The sequence below is a fragment of the Halomonas sp. ISL-56 genome (assembly GCF_018612805.1).
Lineage (GTDB): Bacteria > Pseudomonadota > Gammaproteobacteria > Pseudomonadales > Halomonadaceae > Vreelandella.
This window is the reverse complement of record NZ_JAGGRO010000019.1, coordinates 182,915-205,128: the sequence shown is the minus strand read 5'-3', so window position 1 is coordinate 205,128 and position 22,214 is coordinate 182,915. Positions and strand designations below refer to the sequence as shown.

The window sequence follows — 22,214 nt, the reverse complement described above, 5'->3', positions numbered from 1 at the left end:
CTCATCACGGCATTTCTAATTATTATAATAAATACTAAATTATGCGAAGTAGTGGATTCCTGTCAAACCCCTTAAGGCCTGCTGATCTTTCAGCCAGAACTCCGGTGTACTCTCCCCAAGCCTCTTCGGAGTGGTTATAAAACTAGCGTGGCCGGCGCAGGCTGCATTTCCTCATAGATATACCTCCTTTTTGTCTGCGCCCAGCTTGGCGTAATCAGCCTATAACTCCTACGTTGTTATAGAAGCTGGTCAAAGACGGGTCGTGAAAACGAGTCTTGAAAACGGGTCTTAAAAACACAGGGAGACGTAACGATGGATGCACTTGCACGCAAGCTGGGCCTCAAGACGGATCCCACCATATTTTTCACCTCTGCTGGGATTATGATCCTTTTTTTAGTGGCGCTGTTGATTGCGCCGGGCCCCATAGGCGAAGCCTTCGGCGCGGGGCGGCAATGGATCGTGACTAACCTTGGCTGGTTTTTTATTTTCGGGGTCACAAGTTGGGTAGCATTTTTGCTATGGGTGGCGATAAGCCGTTTCGGGGCGATTCGTTTGGGGGGCAATGATGCCAAGCCCGCTTATACCAACGCTTCCTGGTTCGCCATGCTGTTTGCTGGCGGTATCGGCACGGTATTGATGTTCTGGGGGGTTGCCGAGCCTATTTCCCACTTTGCGACTCCTCCACGGCCGGGTGTTGAGCCCTTCTCTGTTGACGCCGCCGACGATGCCATGAGCTTTTCGATTTATCACCTGGGGCTGCATACCTGGGCGATTTTCGCCATGCCGGGGCTAGCATTTGCGTATTTTATCTATCGTTACAACCTGCCGATGCGTTTTAGCTCGGTCTTCTTCCCTCTGTTAGGCGAGCGCATTTACGGCCCCATCGGTAAAGCTCTCGATATCTTTGCCATACTCGGCACCCTATTTGGCGTGGCGGTTTCTATCGGCTTGGGCACCCAGCAGATTAATGCGGGGCTAACAGAACTGTTTGGTGTGCCGGATGCCGTGATAACGAAAGTGTTGATCATCGCCGTTCTCACCACCGTGGCCGTGGGATCCATCGTGGCGGGGTTGGATTCAGGCGTGAAGCTGCTCTCCAACATCAATATCGGCATGGCCGTTGGCCTGTTGGTGTTTGTGCTGTTTACCGGCTCGACGGTTTTCCTTTTGCGTGCTGTTGTCGAAACCTTTGGGCTATATATCACCAACCTGCTGCCCATGGCTTTCTGGAATGACACCCTAGCACGCTACTCCAGCGATGGCGGTGCCTGGGGGTGGCAAGGCAGTTGGACGGTATTTTACTGGGCCTGGACGGTGACCTGGTCTCCGTTCATCGGCATTTTTGTAGCGCGGATTTCCCGCGGGCGAACTATCCGCGAATTCGTGCTGGGGGTGCTGTTCGCTCCCTCCATCTTTACGCTAATCTGGTTTGCGATTTTCGGCTGGTCGGCGATGGAAATTGACGGCATAGGGCCAGAGGCCCGGGCAGCCATGGGCGATCAGGCCGGCACCATATCCGCTGCCGTCGCCGAAAGCATTCCGCTCGCCATGTTTGCGTTTTTTGAGAACTTCCCCGCCGCTACTTTGATTCAGGGCCTGGCGGTGGTGATCGTAGCCATCTTCTTTGCCACCTCCTCAGACTCCGCCTCCCTGGTCGTCGATATGCTGTGTACCGGCAGCTCCGACCCTGGCCCATGGCACCAGCGGGTATTTTGGGGCGTATCCGAGGGCATGCTGGCTGCCATGCTGATCGTGCTGGCGGGCGATGCCGGGCTTACCGCCCTGCAGGAGGTCATCACCGTTGTCGGCCTGCCGATGTTTATCCTGGTATTTATCATGATGTTCGCGCTATACCGCGGCCTCTCCCATGAGGAGCTCAGCGAAGTACGAGTAGGCAGCCCACCCAAGCAGGAAGAGCTAAGGCCGGAAGATTAGGCTGCACACAATTGTGGCCTGCGAGAATTTGCAGGCCACAATTACACATCGATAGAGTTCTACCTTTCTAGACCAAGCCAACTCTGGCTTATTCAGTGAGTGTTAGCGCCTACCTACGTTAAAAGGGAATGCTTACCGGAATGCACACAACCACCCGTCGAGTGACTTAGGGTTCATTTCAGGTGCTAAAGATTAGCAATACGGTAGCGGCTTAGAGATTGGGTGGCCTTGGCAAAGTAGAAGCACCTACCCGGAGATAAGAACTAATAAAAATTAGATTAATGTTAATAAAACGATGGGGAGATCATTAGAGCAAAACGCTACTTAATGGATGGCTGATGTTCTCAGCGCTTAGATAAATTATCGCTCACTGAGCAGGCTCAGTGAGCGTTTTATGGGTAATTTTGCCAAGCCGGCGCCATCAACCAAAGTAAACATCAGTTTTATTACGCGATTTCGTTCACAACCCAACTGACCACTTCTTCATTACCAAATTCTGCTTTCCACCCTTGAATGACTTTGTGGTTCCCGCCACGGGTTTCTACCACTTCGCCAGTGTGTGGGTTCTTGTAGACCTTCAAAGGGCGTTTTTTACGGCCATCCGTATCGCTTGTGCTTACCTTGCCCGCTTTTGCTGGTTTAGAGCGGTAAGATGGGTCAAGCATTTCGCATACGTCGCGCGCTAGTTTTCCGTGCTCAGTCATAAGCGCTTGTAGTCTTTCTTTGAACTCAAGCTCTTCTTTTAGCTCACTGTTATTTTCCAGTGCTTGCAGCTCTTCTTGTAGCTGCTTTAACAACTGTTCTTTTTTGAGATAATCACTCAGTACCGACGCCATGGTCTAAATTCCTATATTTTTAAAATTTATTTAAGATAACTCTTAAACGTATATCTTACGCATTATAGCTTTAATATCGTCATCGAGAAAAGGAAAGCTCAAGTTTAATCAATGAGCATGGGCGCGCCATTTAGTCGCAGGCGCCTTTTTAACAATTAGTTTCGCTCGGCAGGATTTGAACCTGTCCCCTCGGCTTCGGAAGCTAATACCTAACCGTGCCGATCAGCCACCCACTGAAAAACCTTAGCGGCACAATCTATTTTATCCCGATTGATGCCGACTGAGCTTGCCCGCGCTAGGCGTACAAGAGGCATCTAGGAAGCAATTGCGTAGAGTTTTCAAGCGTCGAGCGCCAGATTGTAGCTTTTGATGTAGAAACTATTAATTAGCCAATCAGCTCTGAGTAATTTTGAGCCATATAGTGAATGAGCTCTACGCATTTTTCGGTTATAGAAATAGGGCAATTACCGTGCCTACGAAACTTGGGGCGATTCACTTCTTCACAAACCGTTGGCACCAGACTCCCTGGTAACGACTCCGGCCAAACCACCAAAAAACGTGATACGATAATCTGCTATATTCGTTATATTTTCTGTCATTTCTACCGACAATATCATCGTAAAGGAAAACAACTTTCACCATGTCGTCAGCTACAGACTGCGTCGCCACGCTTATTGATGACTTCCAGCAACGTCGACCAATCCGCGCAGGTTCACTGATTATTACCGTCTATGGCGACTCTATCGTTCCCCGGGGCGGTACGGTGTGGCTAGGTAGCCTGTCGAAACTGGTGGAGCCTATCGGTATCAATGAGCGGCTAGTGCGTACCTCTGTTTACCGGCTGACCCATGAGACCTGGCTACGGGGTGAAAAGGTGGGTCGTCGCAGCTACTACCGATTGAGTGGCCCTGGGCGGCGGCGTTTTGAACAAGCCTTCAAACGCGTCTATCACGGCGCTCAGCCTCCTTGGTTGGGCCAGTGGACATTAGCATTGCTGACACAGCTCCCCCCAGACCGGCGTCAGCAGATTCGTGACGAACTCGAATGGCTGGGTTTTGGTAGTTTTGCACAGGGCGTGCTGGCACACCCTACGCTGTCATGCGCAGAAGCCATGGCGGCCTTGCAAGAACTGGATGCGGCAGACGATACGATCGTTATGCAAACTCAGGCCATGGAGCCCATGACCAGCAAACCGCTACGCCTACAGGTCAGAGAGAGTTGGAACCTCGACGAATTAGCCGAGCTCTACCAACGTTTTCTGGTTAAGTTTCGCCCCCTCTGGAACGCTCTCAACACAGAGAACCATTTGGGACAGGAAGCGTGCTTCATTGCGCGCACCTTACTTATTCACGAGTATCGCAAGGTTCAATTACGCGATCCCCTTCTGCCTGACGAACTCCTCCCCACGGCGTGGGAAGGCCGCTACGCCCATCAGCTCTGCCGCAATCTCTATCGTTTGCTCTACGAACGCGCAGAGCGCTGGCTAGATCGACACCTGGAAACCGCCGAGGGCCCATTACCCGCCCCCGGGCCCAGTTTTTACCAGCGCTTCGGCGGGCTGGAATGAACACCTCACAAGACAACTGAATTAGTCGTCATATCGAGCATACCGCAACTTATGATTGTGACGACTGATCCAGCGTCTGCTGTTTAGGCTGAGTGTCACCGGCCAGCAAAGCTGGGCGGTCAGCATCGAGTTCTGCCAGCGGTTCACAGGCTTCCAAGCTGTCACGGCAACGGGTCACTAAACGCTGATACTCTTGAGTGCCCTGTTGCTTCCAAGCAAACTCCTCATCGCTCAGCGCACGCTTGACCTTTGCAGGTGACCCCATCACCAGCGACTGGGGCTCGCACTCGAAGCCTGCCTTAACGAAGGCTGCTGCCGCAACGATAGATCGCTCAGCAATGTTGGCACCGTCCATCACCACGGCGTTCATCCCCACCATGGCATCACGCCCAATCACGCAGCCATGCAGTACCGCGCCATGGCCGATATGGCCATCCTTCTCAACCTTAGTGACGCAGCCCGGAAAGCCATGCATCACACAGGTATCCTGAAGGTTGGATCCCTCTTCCAGCACAAGACGGCCGAAATCGCCGCGCATCACCGCGCCAGGGCCTACATAACAGTTGGGGCCCACGATCACATCCCCGATCAACACCGCAGTAGGATGTACATAAGCCGTCGGGTGAACCACTGGCGTCACCCCTTCAAGTCGATAGTAAGGCATCACGTTCTCCGTTAGTTTGATTGGCCGTGGCGACGGCTTTGCACCACCAGGAAGCGGTTGGCAACAAAGGCTTGATTACATAGGGAAGCATTCGCGGCAGGATTGTTAGACGGTGCCGCTTTAACGGCATCCTCAGGGTATTTGCGCATGCTTTCTGGATAGGGTGTCCAAAAATCACGGCCAGAGGTAGCAGCGACAGCCCGGTCAAGAATCTCACGATGAAGGTCAAACATCTGCTGCGCTGATTGCGTCATGGGGCGCTCCTGCACTCACTTATTTTTTTGATACGCCATATTCTTGAAGACTATCTTTCCCGTAACAAAACATCAAACGCTTTCCCTGCCACCACTTACTTAAGTAGTGGTGTACTAACTATCGAAACACTCGATAGATAGGAGCTTTAAATGCCTTCTTGAGCTACTTAACCGCCTTTCATACCATGGTCTAAGATCCCTCATCTCTTCGCAAAAAATACATGCAAACTGTTGTTAAAAAAGAATAAACAAACCAAAACAACGATAAGCGACACATTAAAACAACCTATCAGTATTGATGTGTATCAAAATAAACCTATACTCGGCAGATATTCATCCTGTGCGCCCCAGGCCGAACAGAGGAAAAAATGCCCTCTACTCTAAAAATAACCACACCCATGGAAGGCGTTTTATGCATCATGCTGAATCGCCCGGAAGCACTAAATGCGCTTTGAACGCCATGCCTTCACCTTGCTGGCGGGCACCGCAGACCGCAACGAGGGTATTCGCGCCTTCCAAGAAAAACGACCTGCCTCTTTTAAAGGGCACTGAGACAAGGATATTCCCCATGAGCCAAGCGCCCCTGCTTTACAGCGTCGAAGAAGGCGTCGCTTGTATTACGCTGAACCGCCCCGACAGCCTGAACAGCTTCAATACCGAAATGCATGCCGAGATGCGCAAGGTGCTTAAGGCCGTGCGCCAGGATCCAAGCGTTCGCGCTTTGCTGCTGACGGGTAGCGGTCGCGGCTTCTGCGCCGGTCAAGACCTTTCCGACCGTAGCGTCGCGCCCGGCGAGCAAGCGCCTGACCTCGGCGAGTCGCTGGAGAAACGCTATAACCCTATGCTGCGCGCCCTTAAAGACATGCCGTTTCCGACTATTTGTGCGGTGAACGGTGTGGCCGCCGGTGCCGGTGCCAATATTGCCCTGGCTTGCGACATCGTGTTAGCGGCTCGCTCGGCAAGCTTTATTCAGGCTTTCTGTAAGATCGGTTTGATTCCAGACTCCGGCGGCACCTGGACATTGCCTAACTTAGTCGGCATGGCCCGCGCCAAGGGCTTGGCAATGCTGGGCGACAAGCTTCCCGCCGAAACCGCCGAGCAGTGGGGCATGATCTGGCGCTGCGTCGACGATGAAGCGCTCCAAGAAGAAGCCATGAACATGGCTCGCCACCTGGCCACTCAACCCACACGCGGTTTGGCACTAATTAAGCGCGCCCTGCATGCCAGCAGCGATAACAGCTTCAACGAACAGCTCGACCTGGAGCGCGATCTTCAGCGGCTGGCCGGGCGCTCGGAGGATTACCGCGAAGGCGTCAGCGCTTTCATGGAGAAACGTCACCCCACCTTTAAGGGAGCGTGATATGCCAGCACTTCCTAGCACCGCCACTATTGGCGTTATCGGCGCGGGGGCCATGGGTGCCGGTATCGCTCAGGTAGCCGCCCAGGCTGGCCACTCGGTGATTCTCTATGACAATCAACCGGGCACAGCAAAAGCCGGTATCGACAACATTCGTCGCCAGTTGGAAAAGCGTGTTGCCAAGGGCAAGATGCCTCAAGGTGATGTGGATACCATCATCGCTCGCCTGCAGCCTGCCGATGCCATTGATGCCCTGGCCGATAGTCGCCTGATTATCGAAGCCATCGTCGAGAACCTTGAGATTAAGCGCCAGGTGTTTGCTCAACTCGAAGCGCTATGCCCACCGGGAACCTTGCTAGCCAGTAATACCTCATCACTGTCGATTACTTCCATTGCCGCCAATCTTGAATACCCCGAGCGCATGGCGGGGCTGCACTTCTTCAACCCCGCGCCGGTGATGAAGCTAGTGGAAGTGGTGTCTGGACTGGCGACCACCAGCGAGGTCGCTGAGACTCTGTTCGATACCGCCAGCGCCTGGGGCAAGGTCGCGGTGCACGCCAGTTCCACCCCGGGCTTTATCGTGAACCGCGTGGCACGGCCCTTCTATGCTGAAGGTCTTCGCCTGCTACAGGAAGTTGCCAGCGATGCCGCCACCCTGGATGCACTGATGCGCCAGGCCGGCGGGTTCCGCATGGGGCCTTTCGAGCTGATGGACTTGATCGGCCATGATGTTAACTACGCCGTGACCCGTTCGGTGTTCGATGCCTACTACGGCGACACCCGGTTCAAACCCTCCCTGGTGCAACAGGCGCTGGTTGAAGCTGGTCGCCTGGGGCGTAAGTCTGGCCAAGGCTTCTTCGACTACCCTCCTGAAGGAGAGCGTGCAAATACCGTTACAGCTCAGCCCAAGTTTGCAGCACCAGCAAATGCGGAACTGCCAGCACTTGTCGTACAGGGCGCGAATAGCACCATCGCCCCGCTGCTGGAACGCGCTCAGGAAGCCGGGCTTGATGTGGTATATCGCGAATCGCTACACCAAGACGGTACGTCTCGCTTGTACCTAGGCGACCTGGTGCTGGCCCTCAGCGATGGGCGCTGCGCCGCCGAGCGCGCGGTTAATGAAGGGCTCGAAGCCCTGGTACTTTTCGACCTGTGCCTGGACTACCGCAGCGCCAGCGCCATAGGGCTTGCTGCCAGCCATACAGCGTCGCCCGAGGCCCGCCAGCTTGCCACAGCTTTCTTCCAACGCTTGGGAATGGATGTGGCCTGGCTAACCGACACGCCAGGGCTAGTGGTATTGCGCACCGTGGCCATGCTCGCCAATGAAGCCGCCGATGCCGTTTTGCAAGGTGTCTGCAGCGCCCAGGATGGCGACCTGGCCATGCAGGCCGGGGTCAACTATCCCCGCGGCCTCTTGGCCTGGGCGGACTCGCTGGGACTGCCCTTCGTTCACCGTACCCTTACGCACCTGCAGCAGAGCTACGGCGAAGAGCGCTATCGCAGCTCTTTCCTGCTGCGCCGCAAAGCCCTGAGTGAGGAAAGCTTTCATGAGTGACTCCCAACTGACCCCGCAACAGCTGGCGGAAGCCTGTGCCGAGGCAATGTTTTCCCGCGACCATGCCAGCCAAGGGCTGGGGATGCGCATTACGCGCATGGCACCCGGCTTCGCCGAACTGACCATGACCGTGCGTCAGGACATGGTGCAGGGGCACGGCAACTGCCATGGCGGCTTTCTGTTTGCCCTGGCCGACTCCGCCTTTGCGTTTGCCTGCAACAGCTACGATGAAGCCACCGTCGCCGCTGGCTGCAGTATCGACTATCTCGGCCCCGCCCAGTTGGGCGATGAGCTCACCGCCACCGCCGAAGAGCGCAGCCGCCGTGGGCGCACCGGCATTTACGACATCACGTTGCGCAATCAGCACGGCGATACCGTTGCCTTGTTCCGCGGACGTTCCTACAAAATCCGCGGCAGCGTACGCCGCTTGGAAGACACCGCTGCTGGAGACAACCAATGAAAGACGCGCTAATTATTGATGCCATACGCACTCCGATAGGTCGCTACGGCGGCGCACTTTCAAGCGTGCGTGCCGATGACCTGGGGGCCATTCCCATGCGTGCCCTGATAGAGCGCAACCCGAACGTTGACTGGTCGCTGGTAGACGATGTCCTTTACGGCTGCGCCAACCAGGCAGGGGAAGACAACCGCAACGTAGCACGCATGTCTGCGTTGCTCGCGGGGCTTCCCGTTGAGGTGCCCGGCTCCACCATTAACCGTTTGTGTGGTTCTGGAATGGACACCGTCGGCAACGCTGCCCGCGCCATCAAGACCGGTGAAACGGGGCTGATGATTGCTGGCGGTGTGGAGTCGATGTCCCGAGCCCCTTTTGTGATGGGTAAGGCAGAACAAGCTTTCTCACGTCAGGCCGACATCTTCGACACCACCATCGGCTGGCGCTTTGTGAACCGTGCCATGAAGGCCCAGTTCGGCATCGACTCCATGCCCGAAACCGCCGAAAACGTCGCCGAACAGTTTGGTATTTCCCGGCAAGACCAAGACGCCTTCGCACTCCGCAGCCAACAGCGTACCGCCGCCGCCATGGAGGCCGGCCGCCTGGCCGAAGAGATCATTCCTGTCGAAGTCCCCCGGCGCAAACAGGATCCGCTAGTGGTAGATAGCGATGAGCATCCGCGCGCCACCACGACCGCCGAGCAACTCGCCAAACTGCCCACGCCCTTCCGTGAAGGCGGCAGTGTTACTGCGGGCAATGCCTCAGGCGTTAACGATGGTGCCTGTGCGCTGCTGATGGCGTCACCTGAGCAGGCCGAACGTTTTGGCCTGAAAGCCCGCGCTCGCGTAGTAGGCATGGCCACCGCGGGGGTGGAGCCGCGGATCATGGGGTTCGGCCCCTCACCCGCCACCCGTAAGGTGCTTGCCCAGACCGGGCTTACCTTGGATCAGATGGATGTTATCGAACTCAACGAAGCGTTCGCTGCTCAGGCGTTGGCGGTCATGCGCGACCTGGGTCTTAGTGATGATGCCGAACACGTTAACCCCAATGGCGGCGCCATCGCACTGGGCCACCCGCTGGGCATGAGTGGTGCTCGGCTAGTCACCACCGCTGTGCATGAACTCGAACGTCGGCAAGGACGCTTTGCGCTATGCACCATGTGTATCGGTGTCGGCCAGGGCATCGCGATGGTCATTGAGCGCGTATAAGCCCATAACTAACACCATTCTCTAGACCATGGCGCATTTAGACACTAGTCCAATAACAACTTGCTTGACCGGAGCCCCCTGATGAATCAGCCCGCTACGCCTATCGACACTGCAACTCTCGACCCCTTGGAAACTGCCAGCGTCGACGAGCTGCGCGCCACTCAGCTCAAGCGCCTGAAGTGGAGCCTGAAGCACGCTTACGACAATGTGCCGTTCTACCGGCAGTCTTTCGATAAAGCCGGGGTACATCCCGACGATATCCAGACGCTGGCAGATCTCGCCAAACTGCCGTTCACCACCAAGGCCGATCTGCGCGACAACTACCCGTTTGGCATGTTGGCCACGCCGATGAGCGAGATCGTGCGTATCCACGCCTCCAGCGGCACCACTGGGCAACCCACGGTGGTGGGCTACACCCAGAAAGATATTGATGTGTGGTCTGATGTGATGGCGCGCTCAATCCGCGCCGCTGGCGGCAGCCGCAATGACAAGGTGCATGTGGCGTATGGCTACGGCCTATTCACCGGTGGGCTGGGTGCGCATTACGGCGCCGAGCGCCTGGGCTGCGCCGTCATTCCCATGTCGGGCGGCCAAACGGAGAAACAGGTTCAGCTGATCCGTGACTTCGCGCCGGACATCATCATGGTCACCCCTTCTTACATGCTCAACATCGCGGACGAAATGGAGCGCCAAGGCATCGACCCGCGCACACTACCCCTGCGCACCGGTATTTTCGGTGCCGAACCCTGGACCGACAGCATGCGCACCGCCCTAGAACAGCGCCTGGGCATCGATGCCCTCGATATTTACGGCCTCTCTGAAGTAATGGGCCCGGGCGTGGGCATGGAGTGCCTGGAAACAAAAGATGGCCCGACCATCTGGGAAGATCATTTCTACCCCGAGATCATCGACCCCGCCAGCGGCGAAGTACTCCCCGATGGCGAATACGGCGAGCTGGTGTTCACCACCTTGACCAAAGAAGGCCTGCCGGTAATTCGCTACCGCACCCGCGACCTGACCCGCTTGCTGCCGGGCACTGCGCGCCCCATGCGGCGCATCGATAAGATCACTGGCCGCAGCGACGACATGCTAATCATTCGCGGCGTGAATGTATTCCCCACACAGATCGAAGAGCAACTGCTAAAGATCGCGTCGCTTTCGCCCCACTACGAGATCGAAGTCAGCCGCCAAGGCAATATGGACACGGTACTTGTACGTGTCGAAGCTAACCATCATGACATCGCCCGCGACCCCGTGGCCTGTGAACAAGCCGCGAAAGAGCTTCAGCATGCCATCAAGACATACATTGGTATCAGCAGCCAAGTTGAAGTGTGCCCGGTAGAAAGCGTTATGCGTTCGATGGGTAAGGCCAGGCGCGTCAAGGATCTTCGCTGATTCAGTGCTCTAGTTGCTTGATGTCGCTATGAACATGCATCGGCGCATAAGCATTAAAGTATTTATACGTAGGGGATTGCTCTCATCGAACAAAGACAATCCCTTCCTGAAAGAAGGATGACTTCGTGAGCAATTGATATCGTGTATGAGGACTATCATGCTGAGTACCTCACTATTCCCGTAGACAAAAGCCTCGAATTAAGCCGCTTTATTAGTAATCACTTAGAACCCCAAAAAAACAGAAGAACTATCAAACGTAAGTGCTAACACATGTACTTACGTCTATATTCCCGCGCAACAGAAACAGCAAAAAAACCTAACCTCATGTTTATTAAATACTTTAAAAAATATTTCCAATTCGGAACTGATTAGCTGACGATTCCGACCTTTTAGGTGTTCAGCGAGTGTCTTAGGTTTGGTTGCATAACAACGACAATGTCACCCAGCGAGATACTGCAATGCAACAAATCCCAAAAGGCAAAGCTGTCATCAATGAGGTGGGCTTACGCGATGGACTACAGAACATTGCCTTCACCCTGCCAACCAACAAAAAAATAGCGTGGATTCATGATGCCTATTTAGCGGGCATGCGTGAAATGGAAGTGGGCTCCTTTGTTCCACCCAAGCTGCTGCCACAGCTGGCGGATACTGCAGAGCTTGTGACCTACGCCAAAACACTACCCGGTTTATTCGTATCAGTTCTTGTGCCGAATTTAAAAGGGGCTGAGCGAGCCATCGCCAGCGGGGCAGATCTGATGATCCTGCCTATTTCCGCCAGTCACCAGCATAGCTTAGCCAATGTGCGTAAGACACCCGATGAAATGATCGCAGAGGTGGCACACATCATAACGGCGAAAAAGAACGCTGGTTCCAAGATATTGGTTGAAGCCGGCATCGGCACGGCATTTGGCTGCACACTTCAGGGGCATGTTGACAGTAGCGAGGTACTACGCCTTATGCAGGCAGCGCTAGAAGCAGGCGCTGACCGCGTCAGTATGGCGGACACCGTAGGCTACGCCGATCCAGCCATGGTGCGTGAGCTGTTCGGAAAAGCCATCAAACTAGCGGGGGATAAGTGCTGGCGAGCACACTTTCACGATACTCGGGGCTTAGCACTGGCCAATGCCTACGCGGCGCTTGAGGTAGGGATCACACGCTTCGACGCCTCTCTAGCAGGGATCGGTGGCTGTCCTCATGCACCAGGAGCAAGTGGCAATGTAGCCTCTGAGGATTTGGCCTACATGCTGGGCAGCATGGGGTATGAGACCAAGATAGATATTCCCAAACTGCTAACACTCAGGCAGAAGCTGGCGAACTGGCTGGAAGGTGAGGAAATGCACGGCACTCTCTGGAAAGCAGGTTTCCCGAAAACGTTCCAGCCTAACCACCAACTTGCTGAAGTGTAACGAGGTTATTATGAGCAGTTCTATTCCTGGCAAGACCACGTTGCCCCTCGACGGTATCCGCGTCATTGAATTTAGTCACATGGTTATGGGCCCCACTTGCGGCATGATCCTGGCAGATTTAGGCGCCGAAGTTATCAAAATTGAGCCGCCAAGCGGCGATAAAACACGCCAGATGACCGGTCTAGGGATGGGCTTTTTCCGTACTTATAACCGTAATAAGAAGAGCGTAGTACTCGACATCAAGTCTCCCGAAGGAAAAGCGAACCTGCTAGCGCTATTAGCCGAATCGGATGTCATGATTGAGAACTTTCGCCCTGGGCTGATGGACTCGCTGGGGCTAGGCTACCAAACGCTGTCAGCGAGGTTTCCCGAGCTCATCTATGTGTCTCATAAAGGATTCCTGCCTGGCCCCTACGAAAATCGTTTGGCCCTTGATGAAGTCGTGCAGATGATGGGCGGGCTCGCCTATATGACCGGCCCCGAAGGCCGACCATTACGCGCCGGCGCCTCCGTTAACGATATCATGGGGGGAATGTTCGGAGCGATTGGAGTGCTTGCCGCCATTATGCAACGCGGTAAAACCGGTAATGGGCAAGAAATTCAAAGCGCTCTATTTGAAAACTGTGTATTCCTCTCCGCCTCCCACATGCAACAGGCTGCCATGTCTGGAGACATACCGCCTCCTATGCCATCGCGAGTCTCTCCCTGGACGATCTATGACGTCTTCACGCTAGCCAATAATGAACAGTTGTTTATCGGGGCTGTGAGCGACAAACAGTGGGCAATCTTATGCGACGTGCTGGAGCGACAAGATCTCCTTGACGATCCGACGTTGCAGAAAAACGAACAACGACTCAACGTCCGCGATGATCTGTTGGCAACCTTAGGCGAGACCCTTAAGCATCATCATATTGATGAACTCTCAGCGAAGCTGGATACCGTTGGCTTACCTTATGCCCCCATTACCCGTCCCGACGAACTGCTGCAAGACGAGCACTTAAAGGTGAGTGGTGGACTGGTGCCTATGCAGACGGATGACGGTGATACCACCGATGTCGTGCTGCTGCCATTAATGATGGGAGGTAAACGCCCTCAAGTGCGCCATCCCCTGGCCAAAATAGGAGAACACACCGAGGAAGTACTGGGAAGACTGTCCAACCGGGCATGACGCCATGCCCAGCTACTGACATATGATTCATAAAGACAACTATAAAGACAATGACAACAATGGACATCGCTATGAAAGCAACTATTAAAACACTTATTGCATCAGTCTCTATCGCCAGCTCCATCAGTAGTGCCATCGCCGCTGATTATACGATGCGCCTCGCTCATCAACTGCCTGGCTCACATCACGTCGCACAGGCAATTGAAGCCTTCGCAGATGAGGTGGAAACTAACAGCAATGGTCGTATCGAGGTGCAAATATTTGGCGGTGCCCAGCTTTACGGGCCTACGGAATTCCATGCCGCTGTCGCGCGTGGCCACATAGAAGCGGCATCGATTGTTAGCCTATTGTGGGGGGGCACCATTCCGGAAATGCAGGTATTTAACATCCCCTATCTGATGACGGGCCGCCACCAGCTTGAACAGTTTCCAACCTCCGAAGCGGCAGCAATACTGGATGACAAGATGGCATCCAAAGGGGTCAAGAATCTGGCTTGGTTGCTAGACGCCAACAATGCAGCATTCACCTCCTCTGACGCACCACTCATTGCCCCTGACGATTTTCAGGGTACTAAGATTCGCGGATTGAGCCGGGTATTTGATGCCGGCCTGATCGCAATGGGAGCCTCACCCGCTACCATGCCTGGCTCGGAGGTCTATCAGGGGTTGCAGACTGGCGTTATCGATGCCGCCATTACTAGCACCGATGCTGTCTATTCGAGGCGCTATTTTGAAGTCCAGGACTACGCGGTAGCCTCCAACCTGATTACGGTCTATCAAAACATTATTGTTAATCCACAATGGTGGGAAAGCCTGCCAGAAGACCTCCAAAGCTTGGTCGAGTCAGCAGCTTCTAGCACCGAAAATGTATTGCTACCGGAAACTGACGAAATCGATCCTACGGGGATCGCAAAATTAGAAGAGAACAATGTGGAAGTCACTGTGCTATCCGACGAACAAGTCGATGCTCTGCGGATTGCGATGCAACCGGCCGTTGAGCAAGCATTCATTGAGAGTGCCAACGACGGTGAACGGCTGATTGAGCTGATTAAGCAACTCTAAGCTACCAAGATATTTTCTATATCGACATGGGTAGTAAGAGGAGAGGCCGCCTCTTCTCTCAATAACAGCCGAGCCGGGGATGTTGATGCTCCTCGAAAGGATAGATTATGAATAATTATACAAAATCTTCTATGGGTAAGGCCGACGTTTTTCACCCGCCGTTGGTATGCCGTTTATTGAGCCAGTTAGTATACTGGATTACCACCTTCGCTATGGCGATATCTGCCGCTAGTGTTTTGGTAGCACTAGCGCTGATAAGTTACGCCGTGGTGGCTCGTTATCTTCTTGGGCAACCCTCTCTCTGGATTAACGATGTAGTGACCTTCATCTTAGTTGGCATCGTTATGTTAGGTGCCGCAGCCGCCCTTAGAGAAGGCCGACACCTTGGTGTCGATTTGTTCACTGAGCGCCTCAAAGGTCGTCGCCAGCGTGGGGCACAGGCTTGGTCGATGTTTGCTGTGCTACTCGTCGCACTCTACTTGGTGGTCGACGGCTGGCAGACTGCCATGTTCTCAAAAATGCTTGGCATGACAACGCTGGGGTACGTGGAGATTCCCCTGTTCTGGCTACAGTTGTTGATTCCTCTGGGCGGAATAATGCTGATGATGGTATGCCTGGATTCATTGCTACGATTGTGCTTCGGTGGCAAAGCTTTCGTCGATTCATGTCAGGAAGAGGAACACTGATCATGATCACGATACTACTCATTCTTCTTGGCTTGGTTCTATTACTGTTTACCGGCCTCCCCATCTTTGCTGGCTTGTCGATCTTTGGTGCTGCTTTGCTGGCGGGAACGCCAGGTTCCCTGGGCGGCCTTACTGAGATAGTTTTCAATAAAGTCAGCATGTATGTACTGTTGGCGATTCCTCTGTTTGCGTATATGGCCCATATCATGATTCGTGGCCGCATCGTAGATGACCTTTATGACACCGCCTATACACTGACTCGTCATCTGCCAGGAGGGGTCGGGATAGCCACTATCATGGCGTGCATGATTTTCTCAGCTATTTCCGGTTCAAGTGTGGCGACTGCGCTGACCATCGGCGCGGTAGCGATTCCGCAGATGATTCGCTACGGCTACGACCCTAAAGTAGCCTATGGCCTAGTCGCAGCTGGCGGCACGCTGGGAATTCTGATTCCACCCTCCGGCCCTATGATCATCTATGGCGTTGCCACGGACACCTCCATAGGCGGGCTATTTATGGCGGGTCTTTTCCCCGGTCTAATGCTAGCCGGGATATTCATGATTGCGACCTCCTTTCAACAACGTCACGCCAAGCGGGCGCAACGAGCCTCTCTTACTGAAGCCATTCAGGCAATCCGCAAATCAGGTTGGGCAATCGCCTTACCGACCATGGTACTCGGCGGAATGTATCTAGGGGTCTTTACTGCGACAGAAGCAGCGGCTATTGGCGCAACACTGGCGCTATTAATCGGTTTGTTGGTGTATCGCAGCATTGGTCTGCGTGAGATATGGACATCAGCCATTGATGCCAGCCGTACCTCCGCCATGCTATTTATGATCTTGGCAGGTGCCGCTATCTTTAGCCATGCATTGACTAAAATGATGATCCCACAGCAAATTGTAGCGTTTGTACTGAATGTTGACCTAGGAGTCTACAGCTTCCTGATCCTCATGATGTTAATGATTTTTATACTCGGCATGTTTCTAGAGTCCATTGCCATTATTTTAATTACTTCGCCTGTCGTTATGCCGGTTCTAGCGCTGCTGGAAATTAACCCAATCTGGTATGGGGTACTGCTAGTCATTAATTTGGAATTAGCGATGATTACGCCACCAGTAGGAATGAATTTATTCACTATTAAGGCGGTGACCAACGCACCGATCGGCCAGATTATCCGTGGTTCAGCACCCTTTGTAATGTTAATGGTAGTGGGGTTAGCGCTGGTACTAATTTTCCCCCAGATTGCCATATGGCTGCCTAACAGCATGATGAGCATGGGTAACTGATAATTCTCAGTGAGACAATATCCGGTTTGAGCTTGGCGAGATTAGCCTGTCATCATAGGTTAGTCTCGCCTTTCTAAATACCCTATATCAAAAACGGCTAATATTTCTCAATTTGTATTAGTCAAGTGATCGAAAAGCGCCCTTGCTGGAACACTAAGTTTTGCATAATCCCTCACGCAAGCGACGAAAGTGCGTGTTGCCCATGAATCATTGAGCGGAATGGCCTTAATGTTCATTGCTGTTTCATATAATGTTGCAACTTCCAGCGGAACCACGGCAATAGCAATGTTGGAGTCAACAATCCGACAAGCCGCATCAAACGTAGTGACATGTATACGAAACCTAATGGGACTGCCTAGCGCACTAGCCTCTCTCTGCAGTGTCAAACTGACAAGGCTGCCTGGAAGAATCTCTACATGGTCATAGGGTAACGTGTCTTCAAAAAAAAGGCTGGGCTTGTCTGCCAATGGATGTTGAGCATTGACGACAATCGCTAACTGATCAGTAAGGTATGGCTGAGAATAAAGGTTTTTAGTGTGGGCATCCGCCCAGCAGATACCTATATCTCCTCGGCCCTCTTCAATACCTCTGGTGATAAGCGAGCTGACCTTCTCCTCAAGGGTAATACGTACCTTCTCATGAGCTTGCATGAAAGTACTGATCTGTTTCGGCAAAAACTGACAGATCACCGACAGGCTTGCCAAAATTCTTAAATTCCCCTGCACACCATCGCTAAACTCACTAAGTTCAGCGTGCATCCTCTCAAGAGCAACGAGTGTCTCTTTTGCAGACCTTAATAGCACTTCACCGGCTGGAGTGGGTACTGCACCTCTCTTACTACGCTCCAATAGTTTTACGCCAACCTGCTCTTCTAAAGCACTTAAACGTTTGCTGACGGCGGAGGGTACAATTGCAATTCTCTCCGCAGCACCTGTGATACTTCCTTCTTCACAGACAGTAATAAATATTTGAAGTGCATGTGGATCGTAATATCTCACTGGTTACTCCAGTTTTGAACAAACATGGCTCAGCTTGCTCGTAGCCAAACAGTATCGTAGATCGCAAAGCGGCAAGAAGAACCGCACTTTTATTAATGCAAGTATTTCACTCCACCAACACCTATCGTTATCCGACTAAAGTAGTGATATCAGTTTCGACACCCCCCAAGCAGTCATCTTAGTTCAGAAAAAAAGGAAGTTAAGAATCACTTATCTTTGGCTGCTTTCCCTTTATAAACCAAGCATATTGGCTCCATGGGTCATCACAAAGTCTTAAAGCGACACACAAAAATACTTATTGATAAAATATTTTGTGTCACTATACTTCAAGCAAGATAAGTCAAACTCCCTGACACACCGACGCCGCGGAGGTCTCTATGTACGCGCAGCTCGTGGAAACCGGTTCTAGCCAACTTAAGACACTTGACGAGATGGGCCCCGAGGAACGCCAGTTCCAGGAGCGCATCAATGACGAAATTAAAATCGAACCCAAGAATTGGATGCCGGACGCCTATCGCAAGACATTGATCCGTCAGATCTCACAACACGCTCACTCCGAGATCGTCGGTATGTTGCCAGAAGGCAACTGGCTGACACGCGCGCCGACCCTTAAGCGCAAGCTGCAGCTAATGGCCAAGATTCAGGATGAAGCGGGTCACGGCTTGTACCTGTATAGCGCCATGGAAACCTTGGGTGCCGACCGCGACGAAGAGATCGATAAACTCCACGACGGCCGCGCCAAGTACTCCAGCATCTTCAATTACCCGACGCTCAACTGGGCGGATATGGGCACGATTGGCTGGCTGGTTGATGGTGCCGCCATCGTCAACCAGGTGCCGCTACAGCGCACCTCTTACGGCCCCTACGCGCGCGCCATGATTCGTGTGTGCAAGGAAGAGAGTTTCCATCAGCGCCAGGGTTATCAAATCCTGCTGACCATGATGCAAGAAGGCACTGACGAGCAGAAAGCCATGGTGCAGGACTCTATCAACCGTTTCTGGTGGCCATCGCTAATGATGTTCGGGCCCTCCGACGAAAACTCACCTAACAGTGCTCAGTCGATGGCCTGGAAGATCAAACGTCACAGCAATGATGAGCTGCGCCAACGCTTCCTTGATCAAACCGTACCGCAGCTAGAACTGCTGGGCTGCACCGCGCCTGACCCGGATCTCAAATATAACCAAGAGACCGGTCACTATGAGTTCGGTGAAATCGATTGGCAGGAATTTTTCGACGTAGTGAAGGGCAACGGCCCCTGCAACCGCGAGCGTGTCGAGGCACGCCGTAACGCCATTGATAACGGTGCCTGGGTGCGTGAAGCCGCCGTGGCTTATGCCGCCAAGCGGCAACGCCGAGCGGCCTGATTTTTAAACCTGTCTTTCAAAACCTAGCTTTTAAAACAATACAGAGCCCCGCGGCACGGGCTCCTTGACCACAGAGGCTTTCCTCATGGCTGACTGGCCCCTCTTCGAAGTGTTTATACGCAGCAAGCACGGCCTTAATCACAAGCACGTTGGTAGCGTACACGCCGCCGATCGCCGCATGGCCATTGAAAACGCCCGCGAGCTTTATACCCGCCGCAATGAAGGGGTGAGCATCTGGGTGGTTCCGGCCAGCGAAATCACCGCCTCTTCTCCCGACGAGAAAGAGCCGCTGTTTGACCCGTCTAACGACAAGGTCTATCGCCACGCATCCTTTTACAAACTGCCGAAAGAAGTCGGCCACATGTAAGGGAGGCAGCGATGCAAAACATGGCTCATCGAAACTCGGTTCAGAAAAACTCTGCTCAGAAAACACAAGCACCGCTGACCGATTACCTGCTGCGCCTTGGCGACAGCGCCTTGGTACTCGGTCAGCGCCACGCACAACTTTGCGGTAAGGCACCAGCGCTGGAAGAAGAACTGGCCTTGATGAATGTGGGTCTCGACCTCTTCGGTCAGGCGCGCAACTGGTTGGGCTATGCTGCTGAACTGATGGCCGCTGATCTGATGGCTGCTGAACCAGAAGGCCAGGTTTATGATGCCGACTCTTTGGCCTTTCGCCGCGATGCCCAGGACTTTCGCAACCTGTTGCTCGTCGAGCAGCCCAACGGTGACTTTGCCGACATCATGGGGCGCCAGTTCCTCTTCGATGCATGGCACGTCCACCTGCTTGACGGGCTGTCTCACTCCAGCGACCCACGCATTGCTGAAGTAGCAGCCAAGTCGCTTAAGGAAGCGACGTACCACCTACGCCGCTCCTCTGAATGGGTGATTCGCCTGGGCGATGGCACGGAAGAGAGCCACACCCGCATGCAGCGAGCGCTCGACAACCTTTGGCAGTTCACTGGTGAGCTACTGCAGGGCGACGAGATTGATCAGGCCATGTTAGCAGCCGGCATCGCGCCTGACCTGGAAACCGTTGCCACTCGCTGGAAAGCCACCGTGGAAGAGGTGCTTGAAGAAGCCACGCTGGTACGTCCTTCCTACGACGCCTGGATGTATACCGGCGGCAAAGTCGGACATCACACCGAGCACCTGGGCTTTCTGTTGGCGGAAATGCAATATCTGCCGAGGGCATATCCCGATGCGACCGTCTGGTAACCATCCGTCTGCGCCTATCAATAACAGACCTAACGTTGGCAGGCTTACCGATGACTGGCCTTCCAGCGACTTGATCGGCAGCGACCGCAGCGGGCTGCCGCCCGCCGGTGACGAAGGCGATGTCAACACCGTGCTGGCTGTACTACAGGAAGTGCCCGACCCGGAAGTGCCTGTGGTCAGTGTGGTTGAGCTGGGCATTGTGCGCGATATCGCTTGGCTTGATGGACGGCTGGTGGTCAATGTGACCCCAACCTACTCCGGCTGCCCAGCCACGGAAGTTATCGAACAGCATATCCATGAAGCGCTGGTGGCCGCTGGCTACGCAGACCCACTGATCCAGCGCCGCCTGTCACCCGCCTGGACTACCGACTGGTTGACGGACGCAGGTCGCGAAAAGCTGCGTGCTTACGGCATCGCGCCACCGGTAGGAAGTGCTAGCAAGCGCAGCCTGACCGGCCAGTCTGATCCAGTCGTGCCCTGCCCTTTATGTGGCAGCAACGCGACCGAACGCGTCAGCGAATTCGGCTCTACGGCCTGCAAGGCGCTCTACCGCTGCCGCGATTGCCTGGAGCCTTTCGATTATTTCAAGTGTCTGTAAAACGACGAGACCATTTCCCATGAGCCGATTTCACGCCTTGACCGTCAAGGATGTACGCAAGGAAACCCATGATGCCGTTTCCATTGCTTTCGACATTCCCGACGACCTGCTGGACGCTTTTCGCTTTACCCAAGGGCAGTACCTGACGCTGCGCCGCGATATCGAAGGTGAAGATATTCGCCGCTCCTACTCCATCTGCACCGGCGTCCACGAACATGAGCTAAGAGTCGCCGTCAAGCTGGTGCCGGGCGGCAGCTTTTCGACTTTTGCCAACCAGCAATTGCAGCCCGGTGACCGCCTGGAAGTAATGCCGCCCCAGGGCAAGTTCTTTGTGCCTCTCGACCCCAGCCGTGAAGGGCACTACCTGGCAGTGACCGCTGGCAGTGGCGTCACCCCCATCATGTCGATTGTTTCCACCACCCTGGAAAGCGAGCCAAAGAGCCGTTTTACCGTCATCTATGGCAACCGTTCCACCACGGGCACGCTGTTTCGTGAGCGCCTGCAGGATCTAAAAGATCGCTACCTGGAACGCCTTAACATCATTTATGTGTTCAGCCGTGAGCAGCAGGAAATTGATCTGTACAACGGCCGGATCGATGCCGATAAGTGCAACGCCCTATTTGACCGCTGGGTAGACGTGCCCAAGCTCGACGCCGCGTTTATCTGTGGCCCGCAAGAAATGACCGAGATCGTGCGCGATGTGCTGACCCACCATGGATTGCCAAAGGAAAAAGTACACTTTGAGCTGTTCACGACAGGGCTACCGACGGCAGGCGCCAAGCGCCGTCAGGCGACGAAAGCGGCTCAGGTGAAAGCAGAAACCTCGCACATCAAGGTAATCATCGACGGCCGCACTATTGAATACGACCTGCCCCGCAATACCCAGAGCATTCTGGAAGCAGGTAACGAGCACGGGGCCGATCTTCCATTCTCATGCAAGGCCGGCGTGTGCTCCACCTGCAAGTCAAAAGTCATCGAAGGCGAGGTGGAAATGGACGCCAATTTCGCCCTGGAAGATTACGAAATAGATGCAGGCTACGTACTGTCCTGCCAGTGCTATCCAATCAGCGACAAGGTGGTGCTTGACTATGACGAGGTATAAACCCTAGCCCACCTACGCCCAAGCCGGCGACTCCGTCGGCTTTGTTGATCCTGATACCAGCAGCTAATACCAACAACTGATCCCCAAAAGATGGGCGGGAGA

General features: G+C 54.0%; 21 protein-coding genes. 17 read left to right on the top strand and 4 right to left on the bottom strand.

Features of this window, described 5'->3' with window-relative positions; translation table 11 throughout:
* Window positions 1–312 precede the first annotated feature (312 nt).
* On the top strand, window positions 313–1,935 hold the full coding sequence (locus J7J49_RS16785) for a BCCT family transporter (protein WP_215094212.1): 1,623 nt from the start codon (window positions 313–315) through the stop codon (window positions 1,933–1,935).
* Between the two features lie 446 nt (window positions 1,936–2,381).
* Here J7J49_RS16785 and J7J49_RS16780 read toward each other — a convergent pair whose 3' ends face one another.
* Window positions 2,382–2,771: a histone-like nucleoid-structuring protein, MvaT/MvaU family gene (locus J7J49_RS16780; RefSeq protein ID WP_064235558.1), complete on the bottom strand. Its 390-nt coding sequence runs from the start codon at window positions 2,769–2,771 to the stop codon at window positions 2,382–2,384.
* Between the two features lie 640 nt (window positions 2,772–3,411).
* On the opposite strand from J7J49_RS16780, the gene paaX reads away from it, so the two are divergent.
* Window positions 3,412–4,338 carry a phenylacetic acid degradation operon negative regulatory protein PaaX gene (gene paaX / locus J7J49_RS16775; RefSeq protein WP_215094210.1) on the top strand — a complete coding sequence of 309 codons (927 nt, stop codon included), beginning with the start codon at window positions 3,412–3,414 and terminating at the stop codon, window positions 4,336–4,338.
* A gap of 49 nt (window positions 4,339–4,387) precedes the next feature.
* On the opposite strand, the gene paaY is transcribed toward paaX, so the two are convergent.
* Together paaY and J7J49_RS16765 are read right to left on the bottom strand one after the other, a co-directional pair.
* The gene (paaY, locus tag J7J49_RS16770) at window positions 4,388–5,002 is read right to left on the bottom strand and encodes a phenylacetic acid degradation protein PaaY (RefSeq protein WP_215094208.1); all 615 of its coding nucleotides are present in this window, start codon (window positions 5,000–5,002) and stop codon (window positions 4,388–4,390) included.
* An 11-nt stretch (window positions 5,003–5,013) separates the two neighbouring features.
* Window positions 5,014–5,256 (bottom strand): hypothetical protein, encoded by a 243-nt coding sequence (locus J7J49_RS16765; protein ID WP_215094309.1) that lies wholly within the window; start codon window positions 5,254–5,256, stop codon window positions 5,014–5,016.
* Window positions 5,257–5,824: 568 nt separating this feature from the next.
* On the opposite strand from J7J49_RS16765, the gene paaG reads away from it, so the two are divergent.
* The 10 genes from paaG (at window position 5,825) to J7J49_RS16710 (ending at window position 16,832) form a co-directional block, all read left to right on the top strand.
* The gene (gene paaG / locus J7J49_RS16755; protein WP_215094206.1) at window positions 5,825–6,616 is read left to right on the top strand and encodes a 2-(1,2-epoxy-1,2-dihydrophenyl)acetyl-CoA isomerase PaaG; all 792 of its coding nucleotides are present in this window, start codon (window positions 5,825–5,827) and stop codon (window positions 6,614–6,616) included.
* Window position 6,617: 1 nt separating this feature from the next.
* Complete coding sequence (gene paaH, locus J7J49_RS16750; protein ID WP_215094204.1) at window positions 6,618–8,168, top strand: 3-hydroxyacyl-CoA dehydrogenase PaaH; 1,551 nt, start codon at window positions 6,618–6,620, stop codon at window positions 8,166–8,168.
* Complete coding sequence (paaI, locus tag J7J49_RS16745) at window positions 8,161–8,628, top strand: hydroxyphenylacetyl-CoA thioesterase PaaI (RefSeq protein ID WP_215094202.1); 468 nt, start codon at window positions 8,161–8,163, stop codon at window positions 8,626–8,628. Before paaH ends, paaI begins: the two co-directional genes overlap by 8 nt.
* A complete protein-coding gene (gene pcaF, locus J7J49_RS16740; RefSeq protein WP_215094200.1) occupies window positions 8,625–9,830 on the top strand; it encodes a 3-oxoadipyl-CoA thiolase in 1,206 nt (401 codons plus the stop codon). Before paaI ends, pcaF begins: the two co-directional genes overlap by 4 nt.
* Before the next feature lie 81 nt (window positions 9,831–9,911).
* Window positions 9,912–11,225: a phenylacetate--CoA ligase PaaK gene (gene paaK / locus J7J49_RS16735; protein ID WP_215094198.1), complete on the top strand. Its 1,314-nt coding sequence runs from the start codon at window positions 9,912–9,914 to the stop codon at window positions 11,223–11,225.
* Between the two features lie 458 nt (window positions 11,226–11,683).
* Window positions 11,684–12,631, top strand: a complete 948-nt coding sequence (locus J7J49_RS16730; protein ID WP_215094196.1) for a hydroxymethylglutaryl-CoA lyase — start codon at window positions 11,684–11,686, stop codon at window positions 12,629–12,631.
* Between the two features lie 10 nt (window positions 12,632–12,641).
* The gene (locus J7J49_RS16725; RefSeq protein ID WP_215094194.1) at window positions 12,642–13,799 is read left to right on the top strand and encodes a CaiB/BaiF CoA transferase family protein; all 1,158 of its coding nucleotides are present in this window, start codon (window positions 12,642–12,644) and stop codon (window positions 13,797–13,799) included.
* A 71-nt stretch (window positions 13,800–13,870) separates the two neighbouring features.
* Window positions 13,871–14,860: a TRAP transporter substrate-binding protein DctP gene (gene dctP, locus J7J49_RS16720; RefSeq protein WP_215094192.1), complete on the top strand. Its 990-nt coding sequence runs from the start codon at window positions 13,871–13,873 to the stop codon at window positions 14,858–14,860.
* A 107-nt stretch (window positions 14,861–14,967) separates the two neighbouring features.
* Window positions 14,968–15,546, top strand: coding sequence for a TRAP transporter small permease (locus J7J49_RS16715; protein WP_215094190.1), 579 nt, complete (start codon window positions 14,968–14,970; stop codon window positions 15,544–15,546).
* Window positions 15,547–15,548: 2 nt separating this feature from the next.
* Window positions 15,549–16,832, top strand: a complete 1,284-nt coding sequence (locus tag J7J49_RS16710) for a TRAP transporter large permease (RefSeq protein ID WP_205634197.1) — start codon at window positions 15,549–15,551, stop codon at window positions 16,830–16,832.
* Window positions 16,833–16,939: 107 nt separating this feature from the next.
* On the opposite strand, the gene J7J49_RS16705 is transcribed toward J7J49_RS16710, so the two are convergent.
* Window positions 16,940–17,830 carry a LysR family transcriptional regulator gene (locus J7J49_RS16705; RefSeq protein WP_064235571.1) on the bottom strand — a complete coding sequence of 297 codons (891 nt, stop codon included), beginning with the start codon at window positions 17,828–17,830 and terminating at the stop codon, window positions 16,940–16,942.
* 377 nt (window positions 17,831–18,207) lie between these two features.
* Here J7J49_RS16705 and paaA point away from each other — a divergent pair, with 377 nt between their 5' ends.
* The 5 genes from paaA to paaE all read left to right on the top strand — a co-directional run bounded on the left by paaA (window position 18,208) and on the right by paaE (window position 22,112).
* Window positions 18,208–19,194: a 1,2-phenylacetyl-CoA epoxidase subunit PaaA gene (paaA, locus tag J7J49_RS16700; RefSeq protein WP_215094188.1), complete on the top strand. Its 987-nt coding sequence runs from the start codon at window positions 18,208–18,210 to the stop codon at window positions 19,192–19,194.
* 85 nt (window positions 19,195–19,279) lie between these two features.
* A complete protein-coding gene (paaB, locus tag J7J49_RS16695) occupies window positions 19,280–19,561 on the top strand; it encodes a 1,2-phenylacetyl-CoA epoxidase subunit PaaB (protein WP_022521442.1) in 282 nt (93 codons plus the stop codon).
* An 11-nt stretch (window positions 19,562–19,572) separates the two neighbouring features.
* Window positions 19,573–20,412, top strand: a complete 840-nt coding sequence (gene paaC, locus J7J49_RS16690) for a 1,2-phenylacetyl-CoA epoxidase subunit PaaC (RefSeq protein ID WP_215094186.1) — start codon at window positions 19,573–19,575, stop codon at window positions 20,410–20,412.
* Window positions 20,396–21,010, top strand: a complete 615-nt coding sequence (gene paaD / locus J7J49_RS16685; protein ID WP_215094184.1) for a 1,2-phenylacetyl-CoA epoxidase subunit PaaD — start codon at window positions 20,396–20,398, stop codon at window positions 21,008–21,010. The genes paaC and paaD overlap by 17 nt, the downstream gene beginning before the upstream one ends.
* 19 nt (window positions 21,011–21,029) lie before the next feature.
* Entirely contained in the window at window positions 21,030–22,112 is a 1,083-nt protein-coding gene (paaE, locus tag J7J49_RS16680; protein ID WP_215094182.1) for a 1,2-phenylacetyl-CoA epoxidase subunit PaaE, read from the top strand.
* Window positions 22,113–22,214 lie beyond the last annotated feature (102 nt).

Bases quoted from the DNA above. Each gene is read 5' to 3' on its own strand.
- paaY (WP_215094208.1), bottom strand. From the start codon at position 5,002: ATGCCTTACTATCGACTTGAAGGGGTGACGCCAGTGGTTCACCCGACG.
- paaK (WP_215094198.1), top strand. From the start codon at position 9,912: ATGAATCAGCCCGCTACGCCTATCGACACTGCAACTCTCGACCCCTTG.
- J7J49_RS16725 (WP_215094194.1), top strand. From the start codon at position 12,642: ATGAGCAGTTCTATTCCTGGCAAGACCACGTTGCCCCTCGACGGTATC.
- J7J49_RS16715 (WP_215094190.1), top strand. From the start codon at position 14,968: ATGAATAATTATACAAAATCTTCTATGGGTAAGGCCGACGTTTTTCAC.
- dctP (WP_215094192.1), top strand. From the start codon at position 13,871: ATGAAAGCAACTATTAAAACACTTATTGCATCAGTCTCTATCGCCAGC.
- J7J49_RS16780 (WP_064235558.1), bottom strand. From the start codon at position 2,771: ATGGCGTCGGTACTGAGTGATTATCTCAAAAAAGAACAGTTGTTAAAG.
- J7J49_RS16710 (WP_205634197.1), top strand. From the start codon at position 15,549: ATGATCACGATACTACTCATTCTTCTTGGCTTGGTTCTATTACTGTTT.
- paaX (WP_215094210.1), top strand. From the start codon at position 3,412: ATGTCGTCAGCTACAGACTGCGTCGCCACGCTTATTGATGACTTCCAG.
- paaE (WP_215094182.1), top strand. From the start codon at position 21,030: ATGAGCCGATTTCACGCCTTGACCGTCAAGGATGTACGCAAGGAAACC.
- paaC (WP_215094186.1), top strand. From the start codon at position 19,573: ATGCAAAACATGGCTCATCGAAACTCGGTTCAGAAAAACTCTGCTCAG.
- paaD (WP_215094184.1), top strand. From the start codon at position 20,396: ATGCGACCGTCTGGTAACCATCCGTCTGCGCCTATCAATAACAGACCT.
- paaA (WP_215094188.1), top strand. From the start codon at position 18,208: ATGTACGCGCAGCTCGTGGAAACCGGTTCTAGCCAACTTAAGACACTT.
- J7J49_RS16765 (WP_215094309.1), bottom strand. From the start codon at position 5,256: ATGACGCAATCAGCGCAGCAGATGTTTGACCTTCATCGTGAGATTCTT.
- paaH (WP_215094204.1), top strand. From the start codon at position 6,618: ATGCCAGCACTTCCTAGCACCGCCACTATTGGCGTTATCGGCGCGGGG.
- J7J49_RS16785 (WP_215094212.1), top strand. From the start codon at position 313: ATGGATGCACTTGCACGCAAGCTGGGCCTCAAGACGGATCCCACCATA.
- paaI (WP_215094202.1), top strand. From the start codon at position 8,161: ATGAGTGACTCCCAACTGACCCCGCAACAGCTGGCGGAAGCCTGTGCC.
- pcaF (WP_215094200.1), top strand. From the start codon at position 8,625: ATGAAAGACGCGCTAATTATTGATGCCATACGCACTCCGATAGGTCGC.
- paaB (WP_022521442.1), top strand. From the start codon at position 19,280: ATGGCTGACTGGCCCCTCTTCGAAGTGTTTATACGCAGCAAGCACGGC.
- J7J49_RS16730 (WP_215094196.1), top strand. From the start codon at position 11,684: ATGCAACAAATCCCAAAAGGCAAAGCTGTCATCAATGAGGTGGGCTTA.
- paaG (WP_215094206.1), top strand. From the start codon at position 5,825: ATGAGCCAAGCGCCCCTGCTTTACAGCGTCGAAGAAGGCGTCGCTTGT.